Source organism: Clostridium sp. AWRP, from assembly GCF_004006395.2.
Taxonomy (GTDB): domain Bacteria; phylum Bacillota; class Clostridia; order Clostridiales; family Clostridiaceae; genus Clostridium_B.
In genome coordinates this window covers 2549950-2574058 of the sequence record NZ_CP029758.2, presented here as the reverse complement: position 1 = coordinate 2574058, position 24109 = coordinate 2549950, and the positions used below count along the sequence as shown (strand labels likewise).

At 32.1% G+C, this 24109-nt stretch carries 21 protein-coding genes; 19 read left to right on the top strand and 2 right to left on the bottom strand.

The annotated features are described in order from the left end of the window. Positions 1–14 precede the first annotated feature (14 nt). Complete coding sequence (locus DMR38_RS11800) at positions 15–1811, top strand: FAD-binding protein (protein ID WP_127721507.1); 1797 nt, start codon at positions 15–17, stop codon at positions 1809–1811. A gap of 73 nt (positions 1812–1884) precedes the next feature. Here the strand turns inward: DMR38_RS11800 and pduB are convergent, their stop codons facing one another. Continuing rightward, the gene (gene pduB, locus DMR38_RS11795; RefSeq protein ID WP_127721506.1) at positions 1885–2589 is read right to left on the bottom strand and encodes a propanediol utilization microcompartment protein PduB; all 705 of its coding nucleotides are present in this window, start codon (positions 2587–2589) and stop codon (positions 1885–1887) included. Positions 2590–2854: 265 nt separating this feature from the next. Continuing rightward, positions 2855–4411 carry a helix-turn-helix domain-containing protein gene (locus DMR38_RS11790; RefSeq protein ID WP_127721505.1) on the bottom strand — a complete coding sequence of 519 codons (1557 nt, stop codon included), beginning with the start codon at positions 4409–4411 and terminating at the stop codon, positions 2855–2857. A 208-nt stretch (positions 4412–4619) separates the two neighbouring features. Between DMR38_RS11790 and DMR38_RS11785 the strand changes: the two genes are divergently transcribed. The 18 genes from DMR38_RS11785 (at position 4620) to nikC (ending at position 24103) form a co-directional block, all read left to right on the top strand. Then, positions 4620–5729 carry a uroporphyrinogen decarboxylase family protein gene (locus tag DMR38_RS11785; RefSeq protein ID WP_127721504.1) on the top strand — a complete coding sequence of 370 codons (1110 nt, stop codon included), beginning with the start codon at positions 4620–4622 and terminating at the stop codon, positions 5727–5729. A gap of 73 nt (positions 5730–5802) precedes the next feature. Then, on the top strand, positions 5803–6987 hold the full coding sequence (locus DMR38_RS11780; RefSeq protein ID WP_127721503.1) for an MFS transporter: 1185 nt from the start codon (positions 5803–5805) through the stop codon (positions 6985–6987). Positions 6988–7034: 47 nt separating this feature from the next. Further along, entirely contained in the window at positions 7035–8180 is a 1146-nt protein-coding gene (locus DMR38_RS11775) for a uroporphyrinogen decarboxylase family protein (RefSeq protein WP_127721502.1), read from the top strand. 13 nt (positions 8181–8193) lie between these two features. Further along, complete coding sequence (locus tag DMR38_RS11770; protein ID WP_127721501.1) at positions 8194–9564, top strand: MFS transporter; 1371 nt, start codon at positions 8194–8196, stop codon at positions 9562–9564. Positions 9565–9740: 176 nt separating this feature from the next. Further along, positions 9741–10664, top strand: coding sequence for a cobaltochelatase subunit CobN (locus DMR38_RS11765; RefSeq protein WP_127721500.1), 924 nt, complete (start codon positions 9741–9743; stop codon positions 10662–10664). 563 nt (positions 10665–11227) lie between these two features. Then, positions 11228–11767 (top strand): ECF transporter S component, encoded by a 540-nt coding sequence (locus DMR38_RS11760; protein ID WP_127721499.1) that lies wholly within the window; start codon positions 11228–11230, stop codon positions 11765–11767. Then, on the top strand, positions 11757–12344 hold the full coding sequence (locus DMR38_RS11755; RefSeq protein WP_127721498.1) for a class I SAM-dependent methyltransferase: 588 nt from the start codon (positions 11757–11759) through the stop codon (positions 12342–12344). Before DMR38_RS11760 ends, DMR38_RS11755 begins: the two co-directional genes overlap by 11 nt. Positions 12345–12700: 356 nt before the next feature. Further along, a complete protein-coding gene (locus tag DMR38_RS11750) occupies positions 12701–14080 on the top strand; it encodes a sigma 54-interacting transcriptional regulator (RefSeq protein ID WP_175413129.1) in 1380 nt (459 codons plus the stop codon). A gap of 312 nt (positions 14081–14392) precedes the next feature. Then, entirely contained in the window at positions 14393–15943 is a 1551-nt protein-coding gene (locus tag DMR38_RS11745; protein WP_175413128.1) for an ABC transporter substrate-binding protein, read from the top strand. Then, positions 15940–16902, top strand: coding sequence for an ABC transporter permease (locus DMR38_RS11740; RefSeq protein WP_127721495.1), 963 nt, complete (start codon positions 15940–15942; stop codon positions 16900–16902). The genes DMR38_RS11745 and DMR38_RS11740 overlap by 4 nt, the downstream gene beginning before the upstream one ends. 3 nt (positions 16903–16905) lie before the next feature. Continuing rightward, positions 16906–17709, top strand: a complete 804-nt coding sequence (locus tag DMR38_RS11735) for an ABC transporter permease (RefSeq protein ID WP_127721494.1) — start codon at positions 16906–16908, stop codon at positions 17707–17709. Positions 17710–17723: 14 nt separating this feature from the next. After that, positions 17724–19304 carry an ABC transporter substrate-binding protein gene (locus tag DMR38_RS11730; protein ID WP_127721493.1) on the top strand — a complete coding sequence of 527 codons (1581 nt, stop codon included), beginning with the start codon at positions 17724–17726 and terminating at the stop codon, positions 19302–19304. A 70-nt stretch (positions 19305–19374) separates the two neighbouring features. Then, complete coding sequence (locus DMR38_RS11725) at positions 19375–20178, top strand: ABC transporter ATP-binding protein (RefSeq protein ID WP_127721492.1); 804 nt, start codon at positions 19375–19377, stop codon at positions 20176–20178. Next, positions 20172–20975 (top strand): ATP-binding cassette domain-containing protein, encoded by an 804-nt coding sequence (locus DMR38_RS11720; protein ID WP_127721491.1) that lies wholly within the window; start codon positions 20172–20174, stop codon positions 20973–20975. The genes DMR38_RS11725 and DMR38_RS11720 overlap by 7 nt, the downstream gene beginning before the upstream one ends. A gap of 185 nt (positions 20976–21160) precedes the next feature. Next, complete coding sequence (locus DMR38_RS11715; RefSeq protein ID WP_127721490.1) at positions 21161–21898, top strand: class I SAM-dependent methyltransferase; 738 nt, start codon at positions 21161–21163, stop codon at positions 21896–21898. A gap of 33 nt (positions 21899–21931) precedes the next feature. Continuing rightward, positions 21932–22255, top strand: coding sequence for a hypothetical protein (locus tag DMR38_RS11710; protein WP_127721489.1), 324 nt, complete (start codon positions 21932–21934; stop codon positions 22253–22255). A 77-nt stretch (positions 22256–22332) separates the two neighbouring features. Further along, on the top strand, positions 22333–23271 hold the full coding sequence (nikB, locus tag DMR38_RS11705) for a nickel ABC transporter permease (RefSeq protein WP_127721488.1): 939 nt from the start codon (positions 22333–22335) through the stop codon (positions 23269–23271). A gap of 1 nt (position 23272) precedes the next feature. Beyond that, positions 23273–24103 carry a nickel transporter permease gene (nikC, locus tag DMR38_RS11700; RefSeq protein ID WP_127721487.1) on the top strand — a complete coding sequence of 277 codons (831 nt, stop codon included), beginning with the start codon at positions 23273–23275 and terminating at the stop codon, positions 24101–24103. Positions 24104–24109: the final 6 nt, after the last annotated feature.

The following is a 24109-nucleotide window of genomic DNA, read 5'->3' as shown; positions in this document are numbered from 1 at the left end:
AGGAGGCTGTTAAAATGCAAATAGATAAGATAATTGATACTGACATATTAGTTGTTGGAGGATCTGGAGCAGGATCAATGGCAGCTGTGACAGCTGCAAGAAAAGGAGCAAAAGTACTACTTGCAGTAAAAGGAAAACTTGGGAAAAGCGGAAATGCCATTATGGCAGGGGCAGGATTTTCTATGGATGGAGAAACTGCATATTATAAATATGGACTTAAGGAAGCAGATCCTAAAAATACGAAGGAAAAATTATTTGAACAAATTGTAAAGCAATCTTTTTATCTAAGTGATCAAAATATGGTTGAGCAGTTTGTAAGTGATTGTGATGGGTGCTGCTTTGAACTTAAACAGTGGATTGAAAAAGCAGGACACAAGGTTGCATTTTTTGGAGAAGAAGGATATATAACCTCAGGTAAAGCTGTAGGAGATGGATGCCGATTCGGAGTTAATAAAGAGAGCGGTATTGATGTTATAGAAGATTTTATAGCAGTGGATATTTTAATGGAAGATAAAAAAGCTGTAGGTGCAGTGGGCATAGAAGTATATACAGGAGAAATTATTGAAATCAGATCAAAGTCAGTTATTTTAGCTACTGGCGGATATCAGCCTTATTCCTTTAAATGCACTGTTTCTGATATGACTGGCGATGGAATGGCTATGGCATATCGTGCAGGAGCAAAGCTTGCGGATATGGAATTTTTATTATATATACCAGCAGTTGCCCTTTCACCATCAGTATATAAAGGTTCAATTTATCCTTTCTTACATTCCAGTATGTCAATGCCTATTGTTAAAAATGGTAAGGGAGAATCAATTTTAGATAATATACCTGAAACTTTACTTAAAATGGCTAAGGAAAGTGAAATGGGAAAGCTTATATTTACGTATTATTATGGAGATCAAATTGCAAGAGGAAAAGGAACTCCAAATGGAGGTGTATATTTTGATTATTCAAATGTGCCTTTTGATATTTATGAAAAAGCTTTAAAAAAATCTGAGCCATTAATGAACATGTGGTATAGAAAGGGATTCTATCAAGGAAACAACTTGAATACTTTTGTTGAAAATATTAGAAAGGGAATTCCATGGGAAGTAGGTATTGGCTCAGAATACAGCATGGGCGGCATTGAAGTAGACGAAAATATGTACACTGGAGTACCAGGACTTTATGCAGCTGGTGAGACTACAAGTGGTGTATTTGGAGCTATGAGGGTTGCAGACGGACTTATTGAAATGCTTGTACAGGGTTATAGAGCAGCATTGTCCGCTTGCAAATATATACAAAATGTAAATGAACCAAGCATGAAAAATACCAATATTGATAGTATAATTAAAGATATTTTTTCACCTCTTGAAAGAAAAGAAGGAGTTAGCCCTATAAAAATACACAGAAATATAGAAAAGACAGCTGATACCGGCTTTAACTTTAGAAGAAATGAGGAGGGACTTACAAAAACTTTAGATGAAATTTTAAAAATATATAAATATGACATAAGCGAAATGAGTACTAAAAGTAAAAATATAGTTTATAACTATGAATGGATAGAATCGATACAGGTTCGAAATCTTTTAACTTGCACAGAAGCAGGGGTAAGAGCTGCCCTTATGAGAAAAGAGAGTAGGGGTACACACATACGTGATGATTATGAATTTGTAGATAATGATAACTGGCTTTTAAGGATTATGAGTTCAAAAGGTGAAGACGAAACTATGAAATTATCAACCAGAAAGCCTAAAGTAACAACAATGGAACTTCCAGGTGGTAAAAATAAGAATATTCCTGATTATATGCTTTCAATGTTAAAGTAAGATAAGACATACTTTTCGAGTAAATTTTTACTCGAAAAGTATGTCTTATTAAAAATAACTATAAATAACTATATTAGATGTAAGGTTTTCCTGTAGTAGATACTGGGTTTTGGCCCATTGATCTGGCAATAGACAATCCTATCTTTCTAGCAGCAATTACCGATTGTCTTACAGCACCTGGATCTCCTGTGACAGTTATGATAACTTCATTTGAATGGGCAGTTCCTTGGCTTGGACTTAAATAACTAACAAGTTCAACATTTGCAGTTTTAAGTGCAGTATCTGCCATTACGACACCAATTCCAGCTGGAGCACCTACAATTATTCCAAAAGCTTTTCCAATAGGGGCACCAAAACCTTTGTTTAAAGCGAGACTTGCTCTTGCAGTGTAGTGCAATTCAATATGGCCTGAATCAAATCCATAAACATCTCCGAAATTTCTTTCTGTTTTACTAAGGGCGATTTCTACTGCTCTTCTTACATCAGATACATCTTCTGCTGCAAGTATGATCAAACAACCATGTCCTGCCCCACCTTTTGTATCTCTTGGAAGTTCAACACTTGCAACTTCTGTATTAGTAGCCTTTACTGCTTCGTCAGCAGCCATGATTTGAGAACCTGCTCCTGTTCTGTTACTTATAATTCCTATTGAACGGTGTCTTTTATCTAATCCAATCTTCTCATGCAAAGAACTATCCACATTTGCTATAACAAGACCTACTGTATCTCCATATTTTACTGTTCCCACAAATTCAGTTATTGATGATGGTACACTCATTATATATGTCTCCTTTTGAGGTCAATACTTTCTTGTGCTTTTTTACCTCTGCTAAATTTTTATCTGTTGATTTTATAATTTTACTAATTTATTTCTTCAGAGTCAAATTTTTTTGAAACTATTCTATATAAAATTTAGCTTATTGGCATAATTTATATATGAAGTATCTAAATAGTATAATTATATTTATTATTTAGATGTAGTCTAATACAAGAGTATATTGCTATTTAAAAATTATGGAAAGTACATGGAGAAAGGATATGGTTTATAATTTAAAATATCCTAGGAATCCTAAAATACGAAAAGAAAGGCTAATATGAAATACGACATTACTGTCTCTTAAATCAATTTCTAAGACATCCTCAATCTTTTGAAGACGGTATTTTATAGTATTATAGTGTACATTCATAAAATATGATGTTTTTTGTATATCAAAGTTATTTTGAATATAAGTATAAAGACTAAGGGCATAAGATGTCCCATTTTCTTTATCATCATTAATCAATTTTAAAATGGAAGGATCACAAAATTCCTCAAGTTTTTCTTTAAAAGAGCAGGCTTCAAATAAGTGATAGACAGCATAGTCATTATAAAGATAGAGGTTATCTTTCTTATTTAACTTGTATCCTAGTTTGGCAGCTTTAATTGACTGTACATGAAATTTAAAAATTTCCATTATATTGTGAAAACATCGGCTTACACCTGCAACAACTTGATTATCTGATAATAATTTTATAAAAGCATTATGCAGGTAACTATCTATTATTGGTTCTTTAGGACTTTTTTTAGTAACTAGTGTAACTATATGATCATTATATATAACTGTATGGTAGTGGTGAAAAATACTGTTGATTAATCCTTTTACATGGCATAATTTTACGGTTAAATCAAAAATATCATTTTTTACATAAAAACTTAAAATGTAGAAAGTAGTATACTGATTAGCGATGAATTGATTTTGTATTTCTTCAATGGAAATCTCTGAAATCATATCTCCTTTTAACAAATGTATCATTAATGTTTCAATAGGAGATTCAGGTATAAAAAAACTGTATTTGCTTTTTTCTACTGCTAGTGCTAGAGTATTACAAATTATAGGGATAATCATTATATCACTTTTCGTGATTTCTTTGTTATATTCCAATATTTTCAGATAAGCAATTAAAGTGTTATTTAAACGTATTCTTCCAATAATTTGTTTGTGTTTTAAAGTACTAGTATTCCACATAATGTCTGGAGCTATGCTGTTCTGTACTGTCAAGTTTAAATTTTGCTGATTTATGTATTCTAATGGTATATGTCCAGTCGTAATATAATTCTTCCATACGGGCTCATCTATACTATCATCAAAACCTGAATAATTAATTAAATATAAGAATGAATCTGCTAAAAGCACTGGATTTCCAAGAATTTCTGCACAAATATTTAAAATTTGTTGGACATCTTTTTCCTTGTTTAAAGCATCAAATAGTTTTTCAGCACAATTTGTTTTATATTCATTGTGGAAAAATAAGTCCTGGAGTTCGTTAAAGATTTTTGTTTTGCTTATATCTTGATTAATTGCAATGTAATTTACCATAGGATTATCCTTCAAATAGTTAGGTACATCTCTATTGGTAAGAAGTAGTAAATTAACAATTTTGTTAGAAGAAATGTTTGGAAGCAGATTAGAGATACTTGCTAAATATATATCTTTTGAGTCTAATGGTAAATCATTGTTATTAAGAAACTTACAGCATCTCACATGGGAGTTGTGTTTAACTCTAAAAGCAGGGTTGTATTTCATTAAGTTATTAACAATTTCACTCATCAGAACTGACATAATTATCTCCCTTATGTAAAGAATTTAATTTAATTATAGTTCATATGGATGATTTTAACAACATTGTAATTGTAAAAGTTTACAACGATTTGATTATTTTTTCTCAAATTGTAACATTGTAGCAATATACGGATTTTGGTAACATTGATGTGGAAGAAAACTGAAGTGAGTTTATATTTTTACTAATTTACGTGGGGGTGTTATTAGTATGAAAAGTAATAAGGAATTGTATAATGAACATTTGGAAAGGATCAAGAAGAACATTGCAATGCAAAAAACGGATAGAACACCTATTATGCTTCACGCAGGAGCATTTTTACTAAGATATTCAGGTGGAAAGCTGTGCGAATTTGTAACAGACAATGAGGCAGCAGAAGACAAAGTAGTGAATTCATTGAAATCCATAGGGGATATAGATTGTGTCATTACTCCAGTTCGTTTGCCCACAACAAGTGGACTAGCTTACCTCTCAGCTTCAAGGGTACCTGGGCGTGAGCTTAAAGATGATGCACAGTGGCAGATAGATGAAATTGGTAAAATGACTGAAGAAGATTATGACATCATCATTGATAAAGGTTGGAATTACTTTTTTAAAGACTTCTGCGAAAAAAACCTGAAAAGTTCATGTGATGATATGAAATATTACGGTACTATTGCCGATAAAATTGCAAAAAAATATACAGATGCAGGTTGTGTCATACTAACAACTGCAGTAGCAGGAGGGCCGTTTACTGTTTTTAGTGGAGCACGTACCATACCTAAATTGATGAGGGATATGCATAGGATGCCTGAGAAAGTTGAAGCGGCATTCGATGCGTTTATGGTGGATAAGTTAAATGATTTAAGAAAACAAATACGTGAGAAAAAACCACTTGCTGTATTTGTAGGCGGAGGTCGTGGAGCAGGAGACTTCTTATCTATGAGAGATTTTGACCGCTATATGTGGAAATACATGAAGCAGAATATAGACGTAATTCTTGAGGAAGGATCCAATATTTATTTTCATTTAGATCTGGATTGGAGCCGCTTTCTAGACTATTTTCTTGATGTCCCTAAGGGCAGGGCAATTTTTCATCCTGACAGTTCAACTGATATATTTAAGGCTAAAGAACTTCTTGGCGGACGTATGGCTTTTATGGGAGATGTTGCACCATCACTCCTATCACTAGGAACACCGGATGAAGTATACGATTATAGCAAAAAACTTGTAGATGAATTTTCACCACAGGGATTCTTTATGGCTGCAGGCTGCTGTGTACCTCCTAATTCAAAACCTGAAAACGTTAAAGCAATGATTGCAGCTGCAATGGGCAAGTAATAATAGAAAGCACTTTATATAACAGGAGTTTGATAATTTTTAAAATTATTATACAGAAAAGGAGCAAAATGATATGAGTGAAAAAAAATATGGTTTAACAGTAAAAATTGCTGTGTTAACTTTGGCAGCCATGTTATATACAACGAGTATGACCACACCGGCACTTGGTGAAATAGCAAAGGCGTTTCCTAATGTAAGTGCTACTGAAGTTAAACAGATTTCGACTATACCGTCTTTGATGATGATTATATTTTCCTTGGTACCTGGACAACTCGAGCGATTTATGTCCAAAAAGGCGGTAATATATTTATCGTTTATTCTAATGTTTATTGGAATCCTGCCTGCTTTCTTTGGAGGTATGACTTTAATATTATTTACCAGGGTTTTATTTGGTGCTGGACATGGAATGTTATTTCCTTATGCTGCCTCTATGATAGCTTATTTATTTGAAGGTGAAGAAAGAGACGCACTAATGGGATATAAGACATCTGTGGGGGCTGTTTCTGGTATAATATTTCAGGTAGTTGGCGGTATTTTAGCTGTGTACAGTTGGAGATATGCTTTTCTTGGATTTTTGCTTATGATACCATCATATTTAATGGTAATGTTCATGCTTCCTGAACCAGACAAAAAATCCACTCAAACTGAAACATCCGTTTCAAAAGGAAAGGCGACTATCAATACTTATATAATTGCCATACTAAATATGATATTGAATATTATGACATTTTCCTTTATGACAAATGTATCTATAGTTATGGTATCAGGTAAGATAGGAAATGCTGCTCAAGCTGGTTTTGTGCTTACGCTATTTACTGTTGGTTCTTTTATTGCATCTATGATGTATGGCAGAATTATAACAAAAATATTTAAGAAATTCACTATTGTTCTTGGAGTGGGATTCTTAGGTTTATCATTTCTTTTACTAGTAAATGTAAACACATATTTAATGTTTTGTGTGGCAGGTGTTATTTATGGACTTGGTTTTGGAACCTTTAATCCGGAAATTGTTCTTAAAGTTATTAAAAGTTCATCAGCACCTGCAGCAATTTCAACAGGTATTCTTTTTGCACTACAGGGTTTTGGACAATTTTTATCTCCCTTTGCCCTAACAGCTGTTACCAGAATGTTTGGAATTACTGGCCCAAAGGCAGCATGGAATGTTGCTGCAGTAGGTGTTTTAGGTATTGCTATAATTCTCTGTGTGGTACTGGTTTTTACAAAAACGGAGGAAAGATCATTTGCTGAAAAAAGGTAATGAATAGAACTATTTTAAAATAGATTTAAATTTGGGGGTGTAATAAAATGAATCCACAAGAAATGACTGAGATATGTAATAAAAGAATGATGGCTGCTCTGAATATGGAAAAGCCAGATAGAATTCCAATATTGTTTTCTGGACACTGTTATTACAATTTTATAGATCCGACAATGGTTATAGCTGATTTCTGGAGAAGACCTAGGTTGGTAGATGAAAATCTTATAAAGGCTGCAAAGCTTCCTATACTGAAAGAAATAGATTCACCACCAATGGTTTCCCTTGGAATGCCAGCGGAAACTAAACATCAAAGTTTTGCAGCTAAGTGGTTTGCAAAAATGAAAGTACCTGGTCGTGAATTGCCCGAAAATGCACTCTGGCAAATTAGTGAACAGGGACCGATGACTGAAGAGGACTATGATATTATCATAAATAAAGGTTGGAATTATTTAAAACAGGAATTATTAAAAAGAATTGGATTTGATCCTGATGTACTGCCAAAACCAGATATGAATTATGCCAAGGATCTGCAAGTAAAAGTAGCAGCTCTTGGTAAACAAAACATTGGGAGGGCAGGGGGAATGCTACCTTTTCCACCTTTTGAAGTTTTAAGTGGTGCGCGTAAATTGCCTAAGTTTTTTAGAGATTTGTATCGTATTCCAGATAAAGTAAGAGCTGCTTTAGATGTTGTAGAGGATGAATGTGTAGAAGAATCAGCTAAATTGATAGATGCCATACCTGGTGTATATGGTTTTATTGGAGGAACTCGTGCAGGTTGTGACTTCATATCATCAAAAGTTTTTGAAAAATTCTACTTTTCATATTACAGAAAGTTAGTACCTATGATGCATAAAAAAAATGTAAAAGCCTGGCTGCACATGGATGGCAATTGGGAATTGTTTTTACACTATTTTGGAGAATTTCCTAAAGCTTCATGTGTATGGGATCCTGACCATATAACCGATATTCGTAAAATTAAAGAAATACTTGGAGATAAGATGTGTATTACAGGTAACGTACCTCCGGCACTTACATCTGTTGGTACACCTGAAGACTGTTACAATTATGCAAAAGATCTTGTAGAATTATTTAAAGATGATGGTGGCTTTATTATGAATTCAGGTTGCAGTGTTCCACCAAATGCAAAGCGTAAGAACGTAGAAGCTGTTGTATTGGCAACACTAGGCAAATAGAGAAGGTTATATTATGAAAAAAAAGAAGTCCGTTTATACTGTCAAATCTTTGCGTTATGGTGTAACAAATGGTTTTACAACAATGATGACAATGTTAACTACTACTTACTGGGCAATATTTTTAACTTCTGCAGTTGGGGTTGAAACAGCAATAATGGCAACAATTTTAACTTTTAGCAGTATTGTTGATATGATTTCAATACCTATATGTGGTATAGTACTGCAAAAAGGCAGGTTAAGGGGTGGCAAATTCCGCCCGTGGTTAATTATTGGTGGTGTACTTGCTGCTTTATTTCGTTGGTTAAGCTTCACAGATTTAGGCCTTACTGCATCAGGTAGGGCAATATGGTTTGCTGGTACTTACATTCTTGGATATGTATTTTTCAATTTGGCTTACTCGGCCTTTATGGGTATACTACCTCTTATGGCTAAGACTCCTGATGAGAGAGTTTCATATTCAGCTTGTCGTGTAATGTGCAATTCAGCTGGGAAATTTTTATTTAGTTTAACCAGTGTTGGATTGATAGCGTTTTTAGGGAAAAATAGTGAGGCCACCGGTTATTCCATGTTTGCATTATTACTTAGTGTCATGGCTTTTTTAGGCTTTTTTCAGCTGTTCTTTGCGGCAAAAGAGTATGATGTTATTACACCATTAGAAGATAAATCTGGAAAAGTTAAAGATCAATATGACGCATCAATATGGGAAATGATAAAATATACAATTTCAAAGCCTTTTCTTCTTTATCTTCTTGGTGCATCATGTAAAGGTACAATTTACTTCATTATTACAGGACTTGCGGCATATTATTATACGTATGTAACTGGTAGTAAATTAATGCTTACTACATTTTTATCTTTAAGTACATTTCTAATGATTTTTGGTTCCTTCATTACTCCCTTTATAAGTAGACTAGCAAAAGGTTCACGTAATATGTACATTTTGGGTATGGCGATATATGGATTGTGTCTTGGATCTGCCTACTTCTTTGGAAAAACAGGTATATCCTTTACAGTTATTATGTGTCTTGGATATATAGGCTATTCATTTTCACATGCAAGCGAATCTGCCTTATACTCAAACATTGTCGACTATACTAAGTGGAAAACTGGCAAGGACTTGAAGCCTTTCATGATGACATTGTTTTCACTTGTACCAAAGATAGGTACAACTATAGGAAGTGCTGTTCTTGGTTTTGGGCTTGTTGCAGTTGGTTTTCAAAAAAGCAATATAACACCACATGCAGTTAATGGAATTAGATTATTAATGAGTGGCATACCTGCTGTCTTGTCAGTTGTATGTATTATAGCACTTTTGGTATTTCCTCTTACAGATAAAAAGGTTATAGAGATGCAGGCTGATATGGTAAAGAACAAAGATTTTTGATATCCAGTATAGTATTGCATGTTAAATAATTATAAAATACTTCAGCACAGTGGATTAAGATGTGCTGAAGTATTTTTATTTATTGTAGGAATATTGGCATAAAAAATGCTTGATAAAAGTGCATATAATCGTGTACATATTCACAATTAAATAAGTTTGAGAAAAGGTGAGGAAATATGCATATAAAAAGAATTACTGTAATAATGTGGAATACTTATGCTAATGTTATGAAAAAAGCTAGGTTAAATGTAAAGGATTTATTGGATATTAGGGTTTATTCAGCTAGGCTTTTAAATGAAGGAAAGGAAGACTTAATACAGGCACTTAAAAATATGGAAGAATCAGACTTAATTATGTTATATAGATCTTCTGAGCAAGTATGGGATGAAATAGAGCAAAAAATTAGAAATATTAATGTTCCTGTTATATGTAATGCTAGTGATTCAATACTTTGGTCACTTTCCAATGTGAATATGAAAGTAGTGGCTAAATGTCAGACTTACATAGTTTATGGGGGAACAGAAAATTTTACTAGAATGATTTATTATGTATGTTCTAAAGTGTTAGGATTAAATTTAAAATATAAGGAACCGCTTAAACTTCCATGGGAAGGAATTTATCATCCTGATGCAAAAAGATTTTTCCCTAATTTGGATGACTATTTTAAATGGTACTACAAAGTTAAAGGTGTTCCTACAATAGGAATGATTATATCTAGAGTCAACTGGGTAAACAATAATATAAATACGGAAAATAGAATTATAAGGTTTTTAGAAGAGAAGGGATACAATGTAATCCCTGTATTCTGTTATTCATTAAAAGATAATAAACTTGGCACTAGGGATGCAGGTGATATAGTAAAAGATTATTTTTTCGATAAAGAAGGCCAGCTTATTATTGATGGTTTAATAAAGATGACCTCTTTCTTTTTGATGTCCAGATCTAAAAGCAGTGATTATATTGGAGAAGAAGTTGATTTAGAGAAAGTAAATTTATTAAAAAAGTTAAATGTACCTGTTTTTCAGCCTGTATTTGATACATGGATTGAAAACGTTAAACAAAATTGGAGTAAGTCGCCTGGAGAAAAGATCATCGAATAAAAATACTTCAGCACAGTGGATTAGATGTGCTGAAGTATTTTTAATTAGAAATAACATTTAAGGGTTTAAGTGTTTAAGTGTTTAAGTGTTTAAGGGTTATTAAAATGTTTTTTCAAACATATATTCACTATTTTAATTCAAGCATTTTTTGTGCCAATTGAGTATGGTTGAAATGTCAATATATTATTTTAGCTTATTATCATAATGATAAAAAAGTAGTATCATAATGATAATAAACTTCTAATTTTATCATAATGATACTACACTGCTTGATATGTTATCAAAATGTGATCTGTGTGAGTAAGTTCAATCTTTACATAGATTTTTTACTATTATTTTTATAAAAGCAGGTTATGTAGTTTTATCGGCAAGTGCTCCAATTACAGTAAAAAAGCTAGTAAATCTATTTTGAAATTGAATTATATTTTCAAATATAAATATTACAAAATTTTACTACAAATATAGCTTTATATGGAAATTTAACAGTTAAGTAAACTTATTGCAAAAGTTGGCACAAAAATTGCTTTGTTAATAATATTATAACTATTAATGGGGGTTTTAAAATGACAAAGAATAAAGATGTAGTACAATTAGTAAGAGCTGCGGTACTTGTAGCAATAGCATTGATATTACCATATTTTTTTCATGGTATAAATAATGCAGGAAGCATTTTTTTACCAATGCACATTCCAGTGTTAATTGCAGGTTTTTTACTTGAACCTAAATATTCAGTTATGGTAGGAATAGTAGCTCCAGCGTTGAGCTCACTGTTTACAGGTATGCCGCCAATACCATACTTATATGTGATGATAGTGGAGCTAGCTGCATATGCATTTTTAATATCTGTTTTATATAATAAATTTAAATTTAAAATATATACATCCTTAATTTTAGGGATGATAGGTGGTAGAATAGTAAGCATGATTGGAACTTTTTTAATACTTCATATTATTATGACTAGGCCATTCAATTTTATATCTGTAGTTTCAGGACTATTTATTACAGGAATTCCGGGAATAATAATACAGCTTATATTTATACCAATTATAGTAAATATACTTGAAAAAAATGTTGGTAAGGTGGGAATGAAAAATGCAAGATAAAGAATTTTTTAATGAAGTAGCTGAAAAATGGGATACGATGTGCTGCCATCCAAGAGAAAAGGTGGATCACGTAATTGAAAGCATAGGTCTTGCTGAAGGAAAGAAAGTATTGGATATAGGAAGCGGAACAGGAATAGTAATACCTTATCTGGAGAAAAAAGTAGGAAAAAGTGGCAGCATAACTGCACTTGACATTGCAGGAAATATGATACAAGTTTCTAAAAGAAAGAATAAGTACCCAAATTTAAATTTCCAGGTAGCTGATTTTTTTCAATATGAGAGCAGCAAAAGTTATGATTGCATAGTGGCTTATTCATGCTATCCTCACTTTAAAAATAAGGAAAAGTTCTTTGAAAAATCTTATAGCTTATTAAAAACAGGAGGAAAGCTTGTCATAGCCCATGTAGAAAGTAAAGACGTAATAAATTTACGTCACAGTAAAATAGAAGACAAGTTAGATTCCAATGCACTTGTAGATGTAGGCAAATTAGCTGAGTTTGGAGAAAAAAGAGGATTTATTTCTAGTTATACACAAGATGATAGCGAATTTTACATATATGTGGGTAAGAAGTTTTAATTTTTATGATAAATTTTTACAAAAATAATTCAGCACAGTGGATTAGATGTGCTGAATTATTTTTAATTAGAAATAGTGTTTAAAGAGTTTTAGTTTTAAGGGCTATTAAAATGTTTTTCAAACATATATTCATTGTTTTATTAAAGCATTTTTTATGCCAGTTAATTATTATTGAGATATCAATAAGCTGCTTTAAAACAGTATCATTATGATAAAAATATCAGTATCATTATAATAATACTGATATTTTTATATCATAATAATACTAGTTCCTTTAACTTATTCTCAAAATTTTAAATATTGGAAAGGAAGTTTATAAATTGGAAGACACAGACTTTTTAGAAGATGTAAATAATATGTGCAGAATTGATATGGACAGCATACTAGAATACGATATATCATCTTTTGTACTTCAGGCTATATTTGATTGCTGCTATGATGGCCTCATAATTACGGATGAAAATCTTTTAATAAAAAAAGTAAATATAACAACCGTTAAGATATTGGGAGTGAAAGAAGAAACATTATATACAACTTATTTAAATGATATATTAAAGGATGATTTATTGAAAAATGTAGTGCTTACTGGTGAAAGTAAACAAGCCCAGGACTGCAGCTTTTATATAAATAGCAATAAGATAAGATGTGTTATAAATTTGGTTCCTGTAAAATTGAGAGGGAGAATTATAGGATTAGTACTTGCACTTAGAGATACTAAAGATCTACATAAAATGGTAAACAATGTAGTTGGATATAAAGCTTCTTTTACTTTTGATGATGTTATTACTAAAAATGAAAGAGAACAAACTGTTGTAAAATTGGCTAAAAAAGCGGCAAAAACAAACTGCAATATACTTATAGAAGGTGAAAGCGGTACGGGAAAAGAAGTATTTGCTCAATCTATTCATAATTACAGTAATAGAAGCAGAGGACCTTTTGTAGCTGTAAACTGTGCTGCAATTCCCCGAGAATTAGTGGAAAGTGAACTATTTGGATATGAAAAGGGTGCCTTTACAGGTGCATCAAAAGGAGGAAATCCAGGGAAATTTGAATTAGCGGATGGAGGTACAATATTTTTAGATGAAATAGGAGAACTCCCACTGGATATTCAGTCCAAGCTTTTGAGAGTACTGGACAATCTTAAAATAGTTAGAGTAGGTGGCAATTATGAAAAGTCTATTGATGTAAGGGTGATTGCAGCAACAAATAGAATGCTTAAAGATGAAGTGAAAAACAAAAATTTTAGAGGAGACCTTTATTACAGACTTAATGTTATGAATATCCATCTTATTCCTTTAAGAGATAGAAAGGAAGATATAGAACTTTTAGCACAGTATTTTGTAAGCCAGCTTAATACTAAAAATCCGTGTGATCCTAAGTATATAAATCCATCCTATATAGAAAAGTTGAAGATGTATAATTTTGAGGGAAATACAAGAGAACTTAGAAATGTGGTAGAAAGGTCTTATTATCTCTGTGAGGAAACTATGATAACTCCAAAGTATCTTATGGGCAAGAACGTGAAAGTTGAAATGCCAATAAATAATGATTCTCTAAAACAAATATTGCCTTTAGAAATAGTAGAAGAGAAATGTATACGAAATGCACTTCAATATTGTAAGGGAAACGCTATGAAAGCGTCTAGATTATTACAAATAGGCAAGGCTACTATATATAGAAAAATAAACAAATATGGCATAGACTTAGATTTGTACAGCAGTAAAGTTGAAAGTTGAGTTAAATATAACTTAAGTATACTTTATCAGAATGAAACTATAATATCATTATGAAACAAAATAATATCAGAATGATATTATAGTTTATTTTTTGGTATTGCTTTTGAAAATATTTCCCAGAATGAGTATGGATTTTGTTTAGAAAACTGTATTATTTGATAATATTTTCACTAATATCAAAAATATTACTGCATAGTGTCAATTTGGCATAAATATTGCTGCATAATTTTAATGTGACAAATTAACCAATATTACTATAATTTAGGGGGGATAAGGTTGAAAAAATACTTAGGAATAGTAGTTTGTTTTGTAATGCTTATAACTATGGCCTTTACAGGCTGTGGAAATTCAACAGCTACTTCAAATCAATCTAATGAAGAAAAAGGGAAGACACTTGTTTATGGAGCTGAATTTGAAGATGAAAAAATAAATTCAGTATTAACAGCATCACATGCATTTGCTACAGATTTAGTTTTTAGAGGGCTTATGAAATTTGATGAAAATAATGTTCCAAAACCTGAAATTGCTAAATCTTATACAATATCTAAGGATAAGTTAACTTATGATTTTATACTTAAAAAGGGAATTAAATTTCAAGATGGAACAGAAATTAAGGCAGATGATGTGGTATTTACTATAAAAACTATATTAAATGACAAAGTAAATTCAGAATTGAAGCCTGAATTTGAAAATGTAAAAGATATTCAGAAAGTTAATGATTATGAAGTTAAGATAACTCTTTCAAAAGTTTTTCCAGCATTTTTGGATAAAATGACAGTAGGATTGGTTCCAAAGCATTGTTTGGAAGGAAAAGATGTAAATACTGCAGATTTTAATGTAAAACCTATAGGAGCAGGTCCTTTTAAGGTTGAGAAATGGAATAAGGGAAGCAATTTGATTTTAACAAAATCTAAATATTATTATGGAAAAACTGGAAATATAGATAAGATAATATTTAAGTTTCTACCTGATGCTAATGTAAGAGCCATGCAGCTTCAAACAGGAGAAGTTAATATAGCTCCAGTTGCACCTTCTGAGGTTGCAAAACTTGAGAAAAACAGTAAAGTAACAATTTGTAAAGCACCTACAGCAGATTATAGAGGCATAATGTTTAATTTTAGGACAAAACCTATGTTTAAAGATGTAAATGTTAGAAAGGCACTTAATTATGCTACAGATAAACAGGGCATAGTAAAAGGAATACTCCTAGGATATGGCGAAGCAGCTTATTCACCACTTCAATTAAATAAATACAACAATCCTAATGTAGAAAAGTATGAGTATAATTTGGATAAAGCAAATCAACTTTTAGAGCAGTCAGGATGGAAAAAAGGAGCAGATGGAATAAGAGAAAAAGATGGGCAAAAACTTCAATTTACCTTATTTGCCAGGAACAATGATGAGGTTAGGGTTAAAATTGCAGAATATGTATCTTCACAAGCCAAAAAAGCTGGATTTGATATAAAAGTTGATGCAAGAGACCCTAAAGCTGAAAAAATAAAAGATACAGAAGCTTTTGTACTAGGATGGGGAAGTCCTTTTGATGCAGATGATCATACGTATAAAATATTTAGATCAGATCAATTTGAAAAGGGAAGCGGATTTAATTTTGGGGACTATTCAAATCCTCAAGTAGATGATTTACTTGAAAAGGCAAGAACTACTTCTGATGATAATCAGAGAAGAAAATATTATGATGAGTTTCAAAAGGTAGTAGCAGAAGACCCAGCATTTAGTATGGATGTGTATTTGACTGCACTTTATGGCATTGACAAAAATATATCTGGATATACACCTAAAAGAGTTTTAGGACATCATGGAGAAGGATTTTTGTGGAATGTTGAGGAGTGGAATATTAAATGATATCTAGGTTTGTAGTTAGAAGGATAATTCAGGGATTTCTGGTTATATTCTGCCTTAGTATAATAAGTTTCGCTATTATAAATGTTGCACCGGGAGATCCGGCAACAGCTTTGTATGGTGATTTGGCTGATAGGTTGACTACAGAAGAGAGAAATAGGATAAATGAAAACTATGGAGCCAATAAACCTGTAACTGAAAGATATATTAAATGGGTTAAGGGGGTAGCCAGGGGAAACCTTGGCGTATCCTATGTTGAAGGAAGAGAAGTAACTGCAATATTAAAAGAGAAAATACCAAATACACTTAAATTAGTTTCGTGGACCATAAGTCTTATACTTGTATGTTCCCTTTTGCTAGGGTTAAAGGCAGGGTTTAATGAAAATTCCTTTTGGGACAAATTCGTAAGCGGTATGAGTGTGTTTTTTTATTCCATACCTTCTTTTTGGCTTGCTCTTGTATTTATAATTTTGTTTTCCGTATGTTTGGGATGGCTGCCATCTGCAGGAAATAAAAATATAAATGGTAGCGGAGGGTTATTTTCTAATTTAAAGTATTATATTATGCCTGTATCAGTACTTGTAATTGCCCATGCAGGAGCTTATGCCAGGTTTGTACAAGAAAAAGTTAAAGAAGAAGTAAACAGTCATTATGTAATAGCAGCAAAAGCAAATGGAATGGATGACAGAAAAATAATGAAGGGTATTGTAAAAAATGCATTGGTACCATTTATGAATTATTTGGGCATAACTATACCAAGCTTCTTTGGCGGGTCTGTTGTAATAGAAACCGTGTTTTCCTGGCCGGGACTTGGAATGTTGAATGTTAAAGCAGCTAATTCAAAGGATTACCCGCTTCTCATGGGTGCTATATTTATGACAGGTATACTTGTAGTTATATCCATAATGATCACGGATATACTGCAGCTAGTTGTAAATCCTTCTCTCAGGAAGCAGGTGTAATATATGAAAAAAAATAAAAGGTATCTAATATGGGTTATCCTTCTCTGCGTCATAGTATTAGCCTCCATATTTGCTCCATTTATATCAAAGTACAATCCTGTAGAAGTGAAACTTGGCAATGTACTGCAAAGACCGGGAGATGGTCATATAATGGGAACGGATGCCATGGGGAGAGATGTGTTCTCAAGGGTACTTTATGGCGGAAGAGTATCGCTCAGTGTAGGTTTTATATCAGTAATTATATCCACTACCATAGGAATTATATATGGAGGAATAAGTGGATATTCAGGTGGCAAAATTGATAATTTTATGATGAGAATTTTAGATATATTTTTAGCTGTACCAACCCTTATTATAATGCTGGCATTACAGACAATAATAAGGGGAGGAATTGTGAGTATTATACTTGTAATTGGATGTACTGCATGGATTCCTACGGCTAGAATAGTGAGATCACAGTTTATAGAACTTAGAGATAAAAACTTTGTAAAGTCTGCCATAGCAATGTCTACACCACTTTGGAAAATAATCATAAAGCATATGCTTTTAAATAGTATGCCTGCAATTATAGTAATAGCCACTTTAACTTGTGCGCAGTCAATATTTATGGAAGTTTCAATGAGTTTCCTTGGGATAGGAGTGCCTCCAGGAACTCCATCCTGGGGAAACATGTTAAACAATGCTCAAAATGACATAATGACAGGAGCCTGGTGGGTAGCTGTATTCCCGGGAATTACTATAGTAATTTCAATGCTTTGCATCAATTTTATTGGTGAACATTTGAAAAAGAAAGTTACTTATGTATAGAGGGGGATTTAGGAATGAATAAGAAAAAAGTAGTGAGTATAGTACTAAGCTGTATGCTTATCATTTCGGTTGTATTTACAGGATGCCAAAGTACAGCACAGAATACAGACACTAAGAAAGCTTCAACAAATAATGGTAAAACGTTAGTGTATGGAGCAGAATTTGAAGATGAAAAACTAAATCCAATATTAACAGAAGGCTATACTAATCAACAAATTTTTACAGGACTAATGAAATTTGATGAAAATAATGTTCCTAAACCTGAAATAGCAGAATCATATACTATTTCCAATGATAAACTTACCTATGATTTTAAATTAAAAAAGGGAATAAAATTTCATGATAAAACAGAGGTTAAGGCAGAAGATGTAGTTTTTACTTTAAAAAGTATATTGAATGAAAAAGTAAATTCTGAATTAAAACCAGAATATAAGGAAATAAAAGATGTTCAGGCCGTTAATGATTATGAAGTTAAAGTAATATTAAAAAAACCTTTTCCACCACTATTAGATAAACTTACTGTAGGAATAGTTCCAAAACATTGCTTTGGTGGACAAGATATAAACACCGCTAAATTTAATCAAAATCCTATAGGAGCAGGGCCTTTTAAATTTGTTAAATGGGAAAAAGGAAGTAATATTACGTTGGTTAAATTTAAAGACTATTATGGGAAAACTGGCAATATAGATAAATTGGTAGTTAAATTTATACCAGATTATAATGTTAGAGCAATACAACTTCAGACAGGAGAAATAGATGTAGCTTATCTAGAGCCAAGTCAGGTTAGTAAAGTAGAAAAATTAAACAATGTTAAGGTATATAAAGTTGATACAGCAGACTATAGGTGTATGATGTATAACATGAAAAAAGACATATGGAAAGATGTAAATGTACGACAGGCATTTAATTATGCATTAGATAGGAAAGGAATGGTGAATGGAATATTATTAGGATATGGTTCAGAGGCTTATTCACCGCTTCAGATAAATAAGTTTAACAATCCTAATGTAGAAAAATATTCTTACAATTTAAATAAGGCTAATAGTCTTTTAGAAAGTGCTGGATGGAAAAGGGGAAATGATGGAGTAAGAGTAAAAGGTGGTAAAAAGTTAGCATTCACTTTAACGGCCCCGAAAACGGATGAGGTTAGGGTTAAAATGGCAGAATATCTTGCTGAACAATTTAGAAAGATAGGCGCAGAAGTAAAGGTGGAGGCACTTGATTGGAATGCTATAAAAATAGCTGAATGTGATGCATTTGTGCTTGGATGGGGGAGCCCTTTTGATGCTGATGATCACACGTTTAAATTATTCCACTCAAGTGAAGTAAATGGTGGAGACAACTATGGTTCATACTCAAATCCAAAGGTAGATGAAGCACTAGAAAAAGCAAGAACTACATCGGATGAAAATGAGAGGAAAAAATGTTATGCAGAGTTTCAAGAAGAATTAGCAAAAGATCCACCATATAATTTTGGAGTTTATTTAAAAGCATTATTTGGTGTAAACAAGAGGGTTTCAGGGATTAGAGAAAAAGTACTTGGACATCATGGAGCAGGTTTTTTGTGGAATGTAGAACAGTGGAATGTGAAATAAAAATTAAATTAAACTTGATTTAATTTGAGAGTTGATATCTAAAATTTTAACTAAAAGATGGAGGTATCAAATGGATAATATTTTAGAAGTTAAAAACTTGAAAGTTGCATTTAAAACTAAAAATAGTATAAAAGAAGTTGTAAAAGGAATTGACTTTCAAGTAAAAAGGGGTAAAGTTACTTGTATCGTAGGTGAAAGCGGAAGCGGTAAAACCATGACAGTGATGTCAATTATAAATGTATTACCTAAAAATGCCTTTATAGAAGACGGCAGCATAGTATTTAACAATGGGAATATATCCAAATTAAATAATAGTGAAATGAAAAAAATAAGGGGAAAAAAGATTTTTTCAATATTTCAAAATCCGATAAATTGTTTTAACCAATCCATAACTATGGGAAATCAATTATATGATTTAATATCTAGTAACATGGATATTACGAGAGAAAAATTCAATGATAAGATTTGTACTATAATTGAAAGCTTAAATTTAAAAAATCCAAAGGTTATATTAAATCAGTATCCTTTTCAGTTAAGTGGAGGTATGCTGCAAAGAATGATGATAGCTGCAGCTATTTTTATGGAACCGGATATTATAATAGCAGATGAGCCTACAACAGCTCTTGATGTTACTACGCAAAAGGAAATATTAAAACAATTTAAATTAATTCAAAAAAAATTCAATACCACTATACTTATTATTACACATGATTTTGGAGTTGTGGCAGAAATTGCAGATTATGTATTTGTAATGCAAAAAGGCAATTTAGTTGAAAAAGGAAATGTGTTTGAAATATTTAACAATCCTAAACATGAATATACAATATCCCTTATAAAGGCAACCTTTGATAGAAAGGAATCAGAAGTATGTTAGTAGAGGCAAGAAATCTATCTAAGATATATAAAACCAAGTTATCACTTGTAAAAAGCAAAAATGAAACCATAAAGGCTGTAAATTACGTTTCCTTTTCAGTGGATTCCAATCAAATTGTAGGACTTGTGGGAGAAAGTGGATGCGGCAAGAGTACACTTTCCAGGCTCCTTATAAGACTTGAAAAGCCTACAGAAGGTGTTATTAAGTTCAACGGAGAGGATATATGGAAGTACAATAGGCGAGGCTTAAAGAAATTCAGAAGAAAAAGCCAGATAATATTTCAAGATACTCTTACTTCTTTAAATCCCAACATGAAAATTTTAGATTCCCTTATGGAACCTTTAGATAATCATTTTAATATATCACGGGGGGAAAAGTTAATTAAAATAAATGATATAATTTCTTTTGTAAATTTGGAAGAGGAATTGCTATATAAATATCCTGGTGCTTTAAGCGGAGGAGAGAGGCAGAGAATTAACATATGCAGGGCACTTCTTTTAAATCCCCAGTTTTTAATATGTGATGAGATAATATCCAGCTTAGATGTGTGCACTCAAGCCTGTATACTCAATTTAATAAAAAAGCTGAATGATTTAGAGGGTACTGGAATACTTTTTATTTCCCATGATATAAGTGCAGTAAAATATGTATGCAGCAAAATTCTTGTCATGTATAGGGGAAGTATAGTTGAAGTGATAGACAATACAAATGAAAATTATAAAATAAAACATCCTTATACCAAAAGCTTGTTGAATTCAGTTCCTATAGATAATCCGAACAAAAGAAGTATAATTTAGGTTACAATTAAGTACTGTAATAGTTTCATAATGATAAAAAGTCTCAAAATAATACTTTATTGTATCATTTTGAGACTTTTTTAAACTTAAATCACGAAATATAGGGTTAATATGCCTGGTATAAAATTTGCTATGTATAAATATATACATAAAAATAGAAAATTTTCTACACAAGGAGGGGCTTAATGGGAAAAATTGAAAATTACTGGAACAATCGGGCAAATACATATAGTGAAATGATAAGTGAGGATATAAACAGTTTTAAAAAGGAAGCCTGGAGTAAAATAATTAAAAATAAGGCGGGAGATAATGTAAAGGTATTAGATATAGGTACAGGTCCTGGCTTTTTTGCAATAATCATGTCGCAAATGGGATATGATGTAACTGCTGTAGATTGTTCCACAAGTATGCTTGAGGAAGCTAAATCCAATGCACAGTTGGCAGGAGTAAAGGTTAAATTTATGAAAGGTGATGTGGAAAATTTAAACTTACCTGTAGAAAACTTTGATTTAATAGTAAATAGAAATGTTACATGGACTTTAAAGGAACCTGAAAAGGCTTATAAGAATTGGTTTAGCCTTTTAAAAAAAAGCGGCAAATTACTTATTTTTGATGCCAATTGGTATTTGAGGTTGGCAAAACCTGAACTTGAGCAAGAATATACAAATGATATAAAATTGGCTATTGATATGGGCTATGATTGTAAAACCAATGAAAAACAGAGATCAAATTGTAAGGATATTGCAAGGAACCTTCCGCTGACGTATGAACTGCGTCCTGAATGGGATAAAAGGGTACTTGATCAATGTGGATTTAAAAAAATAATTATTGAAGAGGATATTTCAGATAAAATATATACAGAAGAAGAAAAAGTAGCTTATAGGACAACGCCTATGTTTAGTATATGTGCTTGTAAGTATTAATCAACAAAAGACTGAAAGGGGGTGAATACATTTATGATTTTTAATGGAGAACATGAATATAAATACCATCATATTGAGAATCACAGCGGTGATAAATGTGAACACAGCCATGATCATGCTGCTGCAGGTGAAGAATTAAAAGGCTGCAGCTCAGATTTAGATAAAGAAGAAAAAACTTTGAAGATATTGTTGGATCACTGGGTTGAACATAACAGATCTCATGAAGGTGAATTTAAAAACTGGGCTGAAAAATCAAAAGCAATGGACAAGGGGAAAACAGCTGAATTTATACAAAAAGCTGTGGAATTTATGGAAAAGTCTAATGAAATGCTCATAGAGGCTAAGAAAAGTATGTAATATTATAATGACCTGCAAATAATTATTTTGTAGGTCATTGCTGTGAAGCATTTTCAAGAAAGGGTGAAAAAAATAATTTGCGAAAATACATAATGAAAAGGTTATTACATTTAGTACCTGTTTTATTTGGAATTACTTTTTTAACATTTGCACTTACATATTTTTCCCCAGGTGATCCAGCACTCTTGATGCTTAGTGCAACAGGTGTAACCCCTTCTCCAGAACTTGTACAAAAAGTTAGAGAAGAATTAGGACTAAATAACCCTTTTTTATTTCAATACTTACATTGGTTAGGTGGTGTATTTACAGGAAACTTTGGCACTTCCTATAAATACAGCAGACCTGTGTTAGATTTAATATTATCAACTTTGCCAGCTACTTTTAAGCTTGCAGGTGCATCACTTGTTATGATGATATTTATAGCACTGCCTTTGGGTATTATGTCAGCATTACATAAAAACAAGGTATTAGATTATATAATTAGAATTATATCTTTTTTTGGAATATCTATGCCAGGATTTTGGGTTGGATTATTACTTATGTATATATTTTCAATTAAATTTAAACTTTTACCGGTTGTAGGTGACACAGGATGGAAAAGTATTATATTACCTGCAGTTACTTTGACAATTGCAATGGCATCAAAATATACAAGGCAGCTTAGGGCGGCTATACTGGAAGAAATATCCCAGGATTATGTAATTGGAGCTAGAGCTAGAGGGGTTAAAGATAGAGCAATACTATTTGGGCACGTTTTAAAGAGTTCATTATTGTCAATTGTAACTTTACTAGGTTTATCTCTAGGATCTTTACTTGGAGGAACAGCTATAGTTGAGACTATTTTTTCCTGGCCTGGAGTTGGAAAATTAGCTGTAGAAGCTATATTTAACAGAGATTATCCAGTAATACAAGGATATGTTGTATGGATGACGGTTATATATGTAATAATTAATATGATTGTAGACATTTCATATTATTTTCTAGATCCAAGGATCCGTTTGGAAAAGAGGGCTTAACATGGGAAACTTTAGGATGTTTATAAAGAAAAATAAATTATTTATATTTCTATGCATATTAGCGGTAATTTTAATTTTAATAAGTTTATCTGCAAACTACATAGCTCCGCATGATCCTCTTAAAACAAATATGACCAATGCACTTCAAGGTAGAAGCAGTAAGTTTCCATTAGGTACAGACAACCTTGGAAGATGCCTACTTTCAAGATTGTTATATGGAGCATCTACTTCTCTAAAAATGACTTTTTGTCTAGTTATAATAGTATTTATAGTTGGAACAGCATTGGGAACAATAGCCGCATATTTTGGGGGTATTGTTGACACAATTATAATGAGATTTTCTGATATTTTTCTTGCTTTTCCAGGTATCATTTTTGCTATAGCTATTGCAGGAGTGCTTGGACCTAGTTCCATGAATGTTGTTATAGCTTTAGTTGTAGTGAATTGGGTTAAATATGCAAGAGTAAGTCGAAGTTTAGTAATGTCTGTAAGAAAAAAGGAGTACATTAAAGGAGCTAAAATGGGAGGTGCTAAAGAATATCAAATAATTTTAAAATATATATTACCTAATATAATACCATCACTTATTGTAATAGCTACTATGGACATAGGAACTATGATGCTTGAAATATCATCTCTTTCATTTTTAGGCCTTGGGGCTCAGCCGCCAACTCCTGAATGGGGATACATGCTTAACGAAGGCAGAAATTATATGCAGACTTCACCAGGACTTATGATATATCCAGGTGCTGCAATATTTATAACTGTGATGATATTTAATTTACTGGGAGATAGCATAAGAGATATATTAGATCCTAATAAAGAATATTAAAGGAGA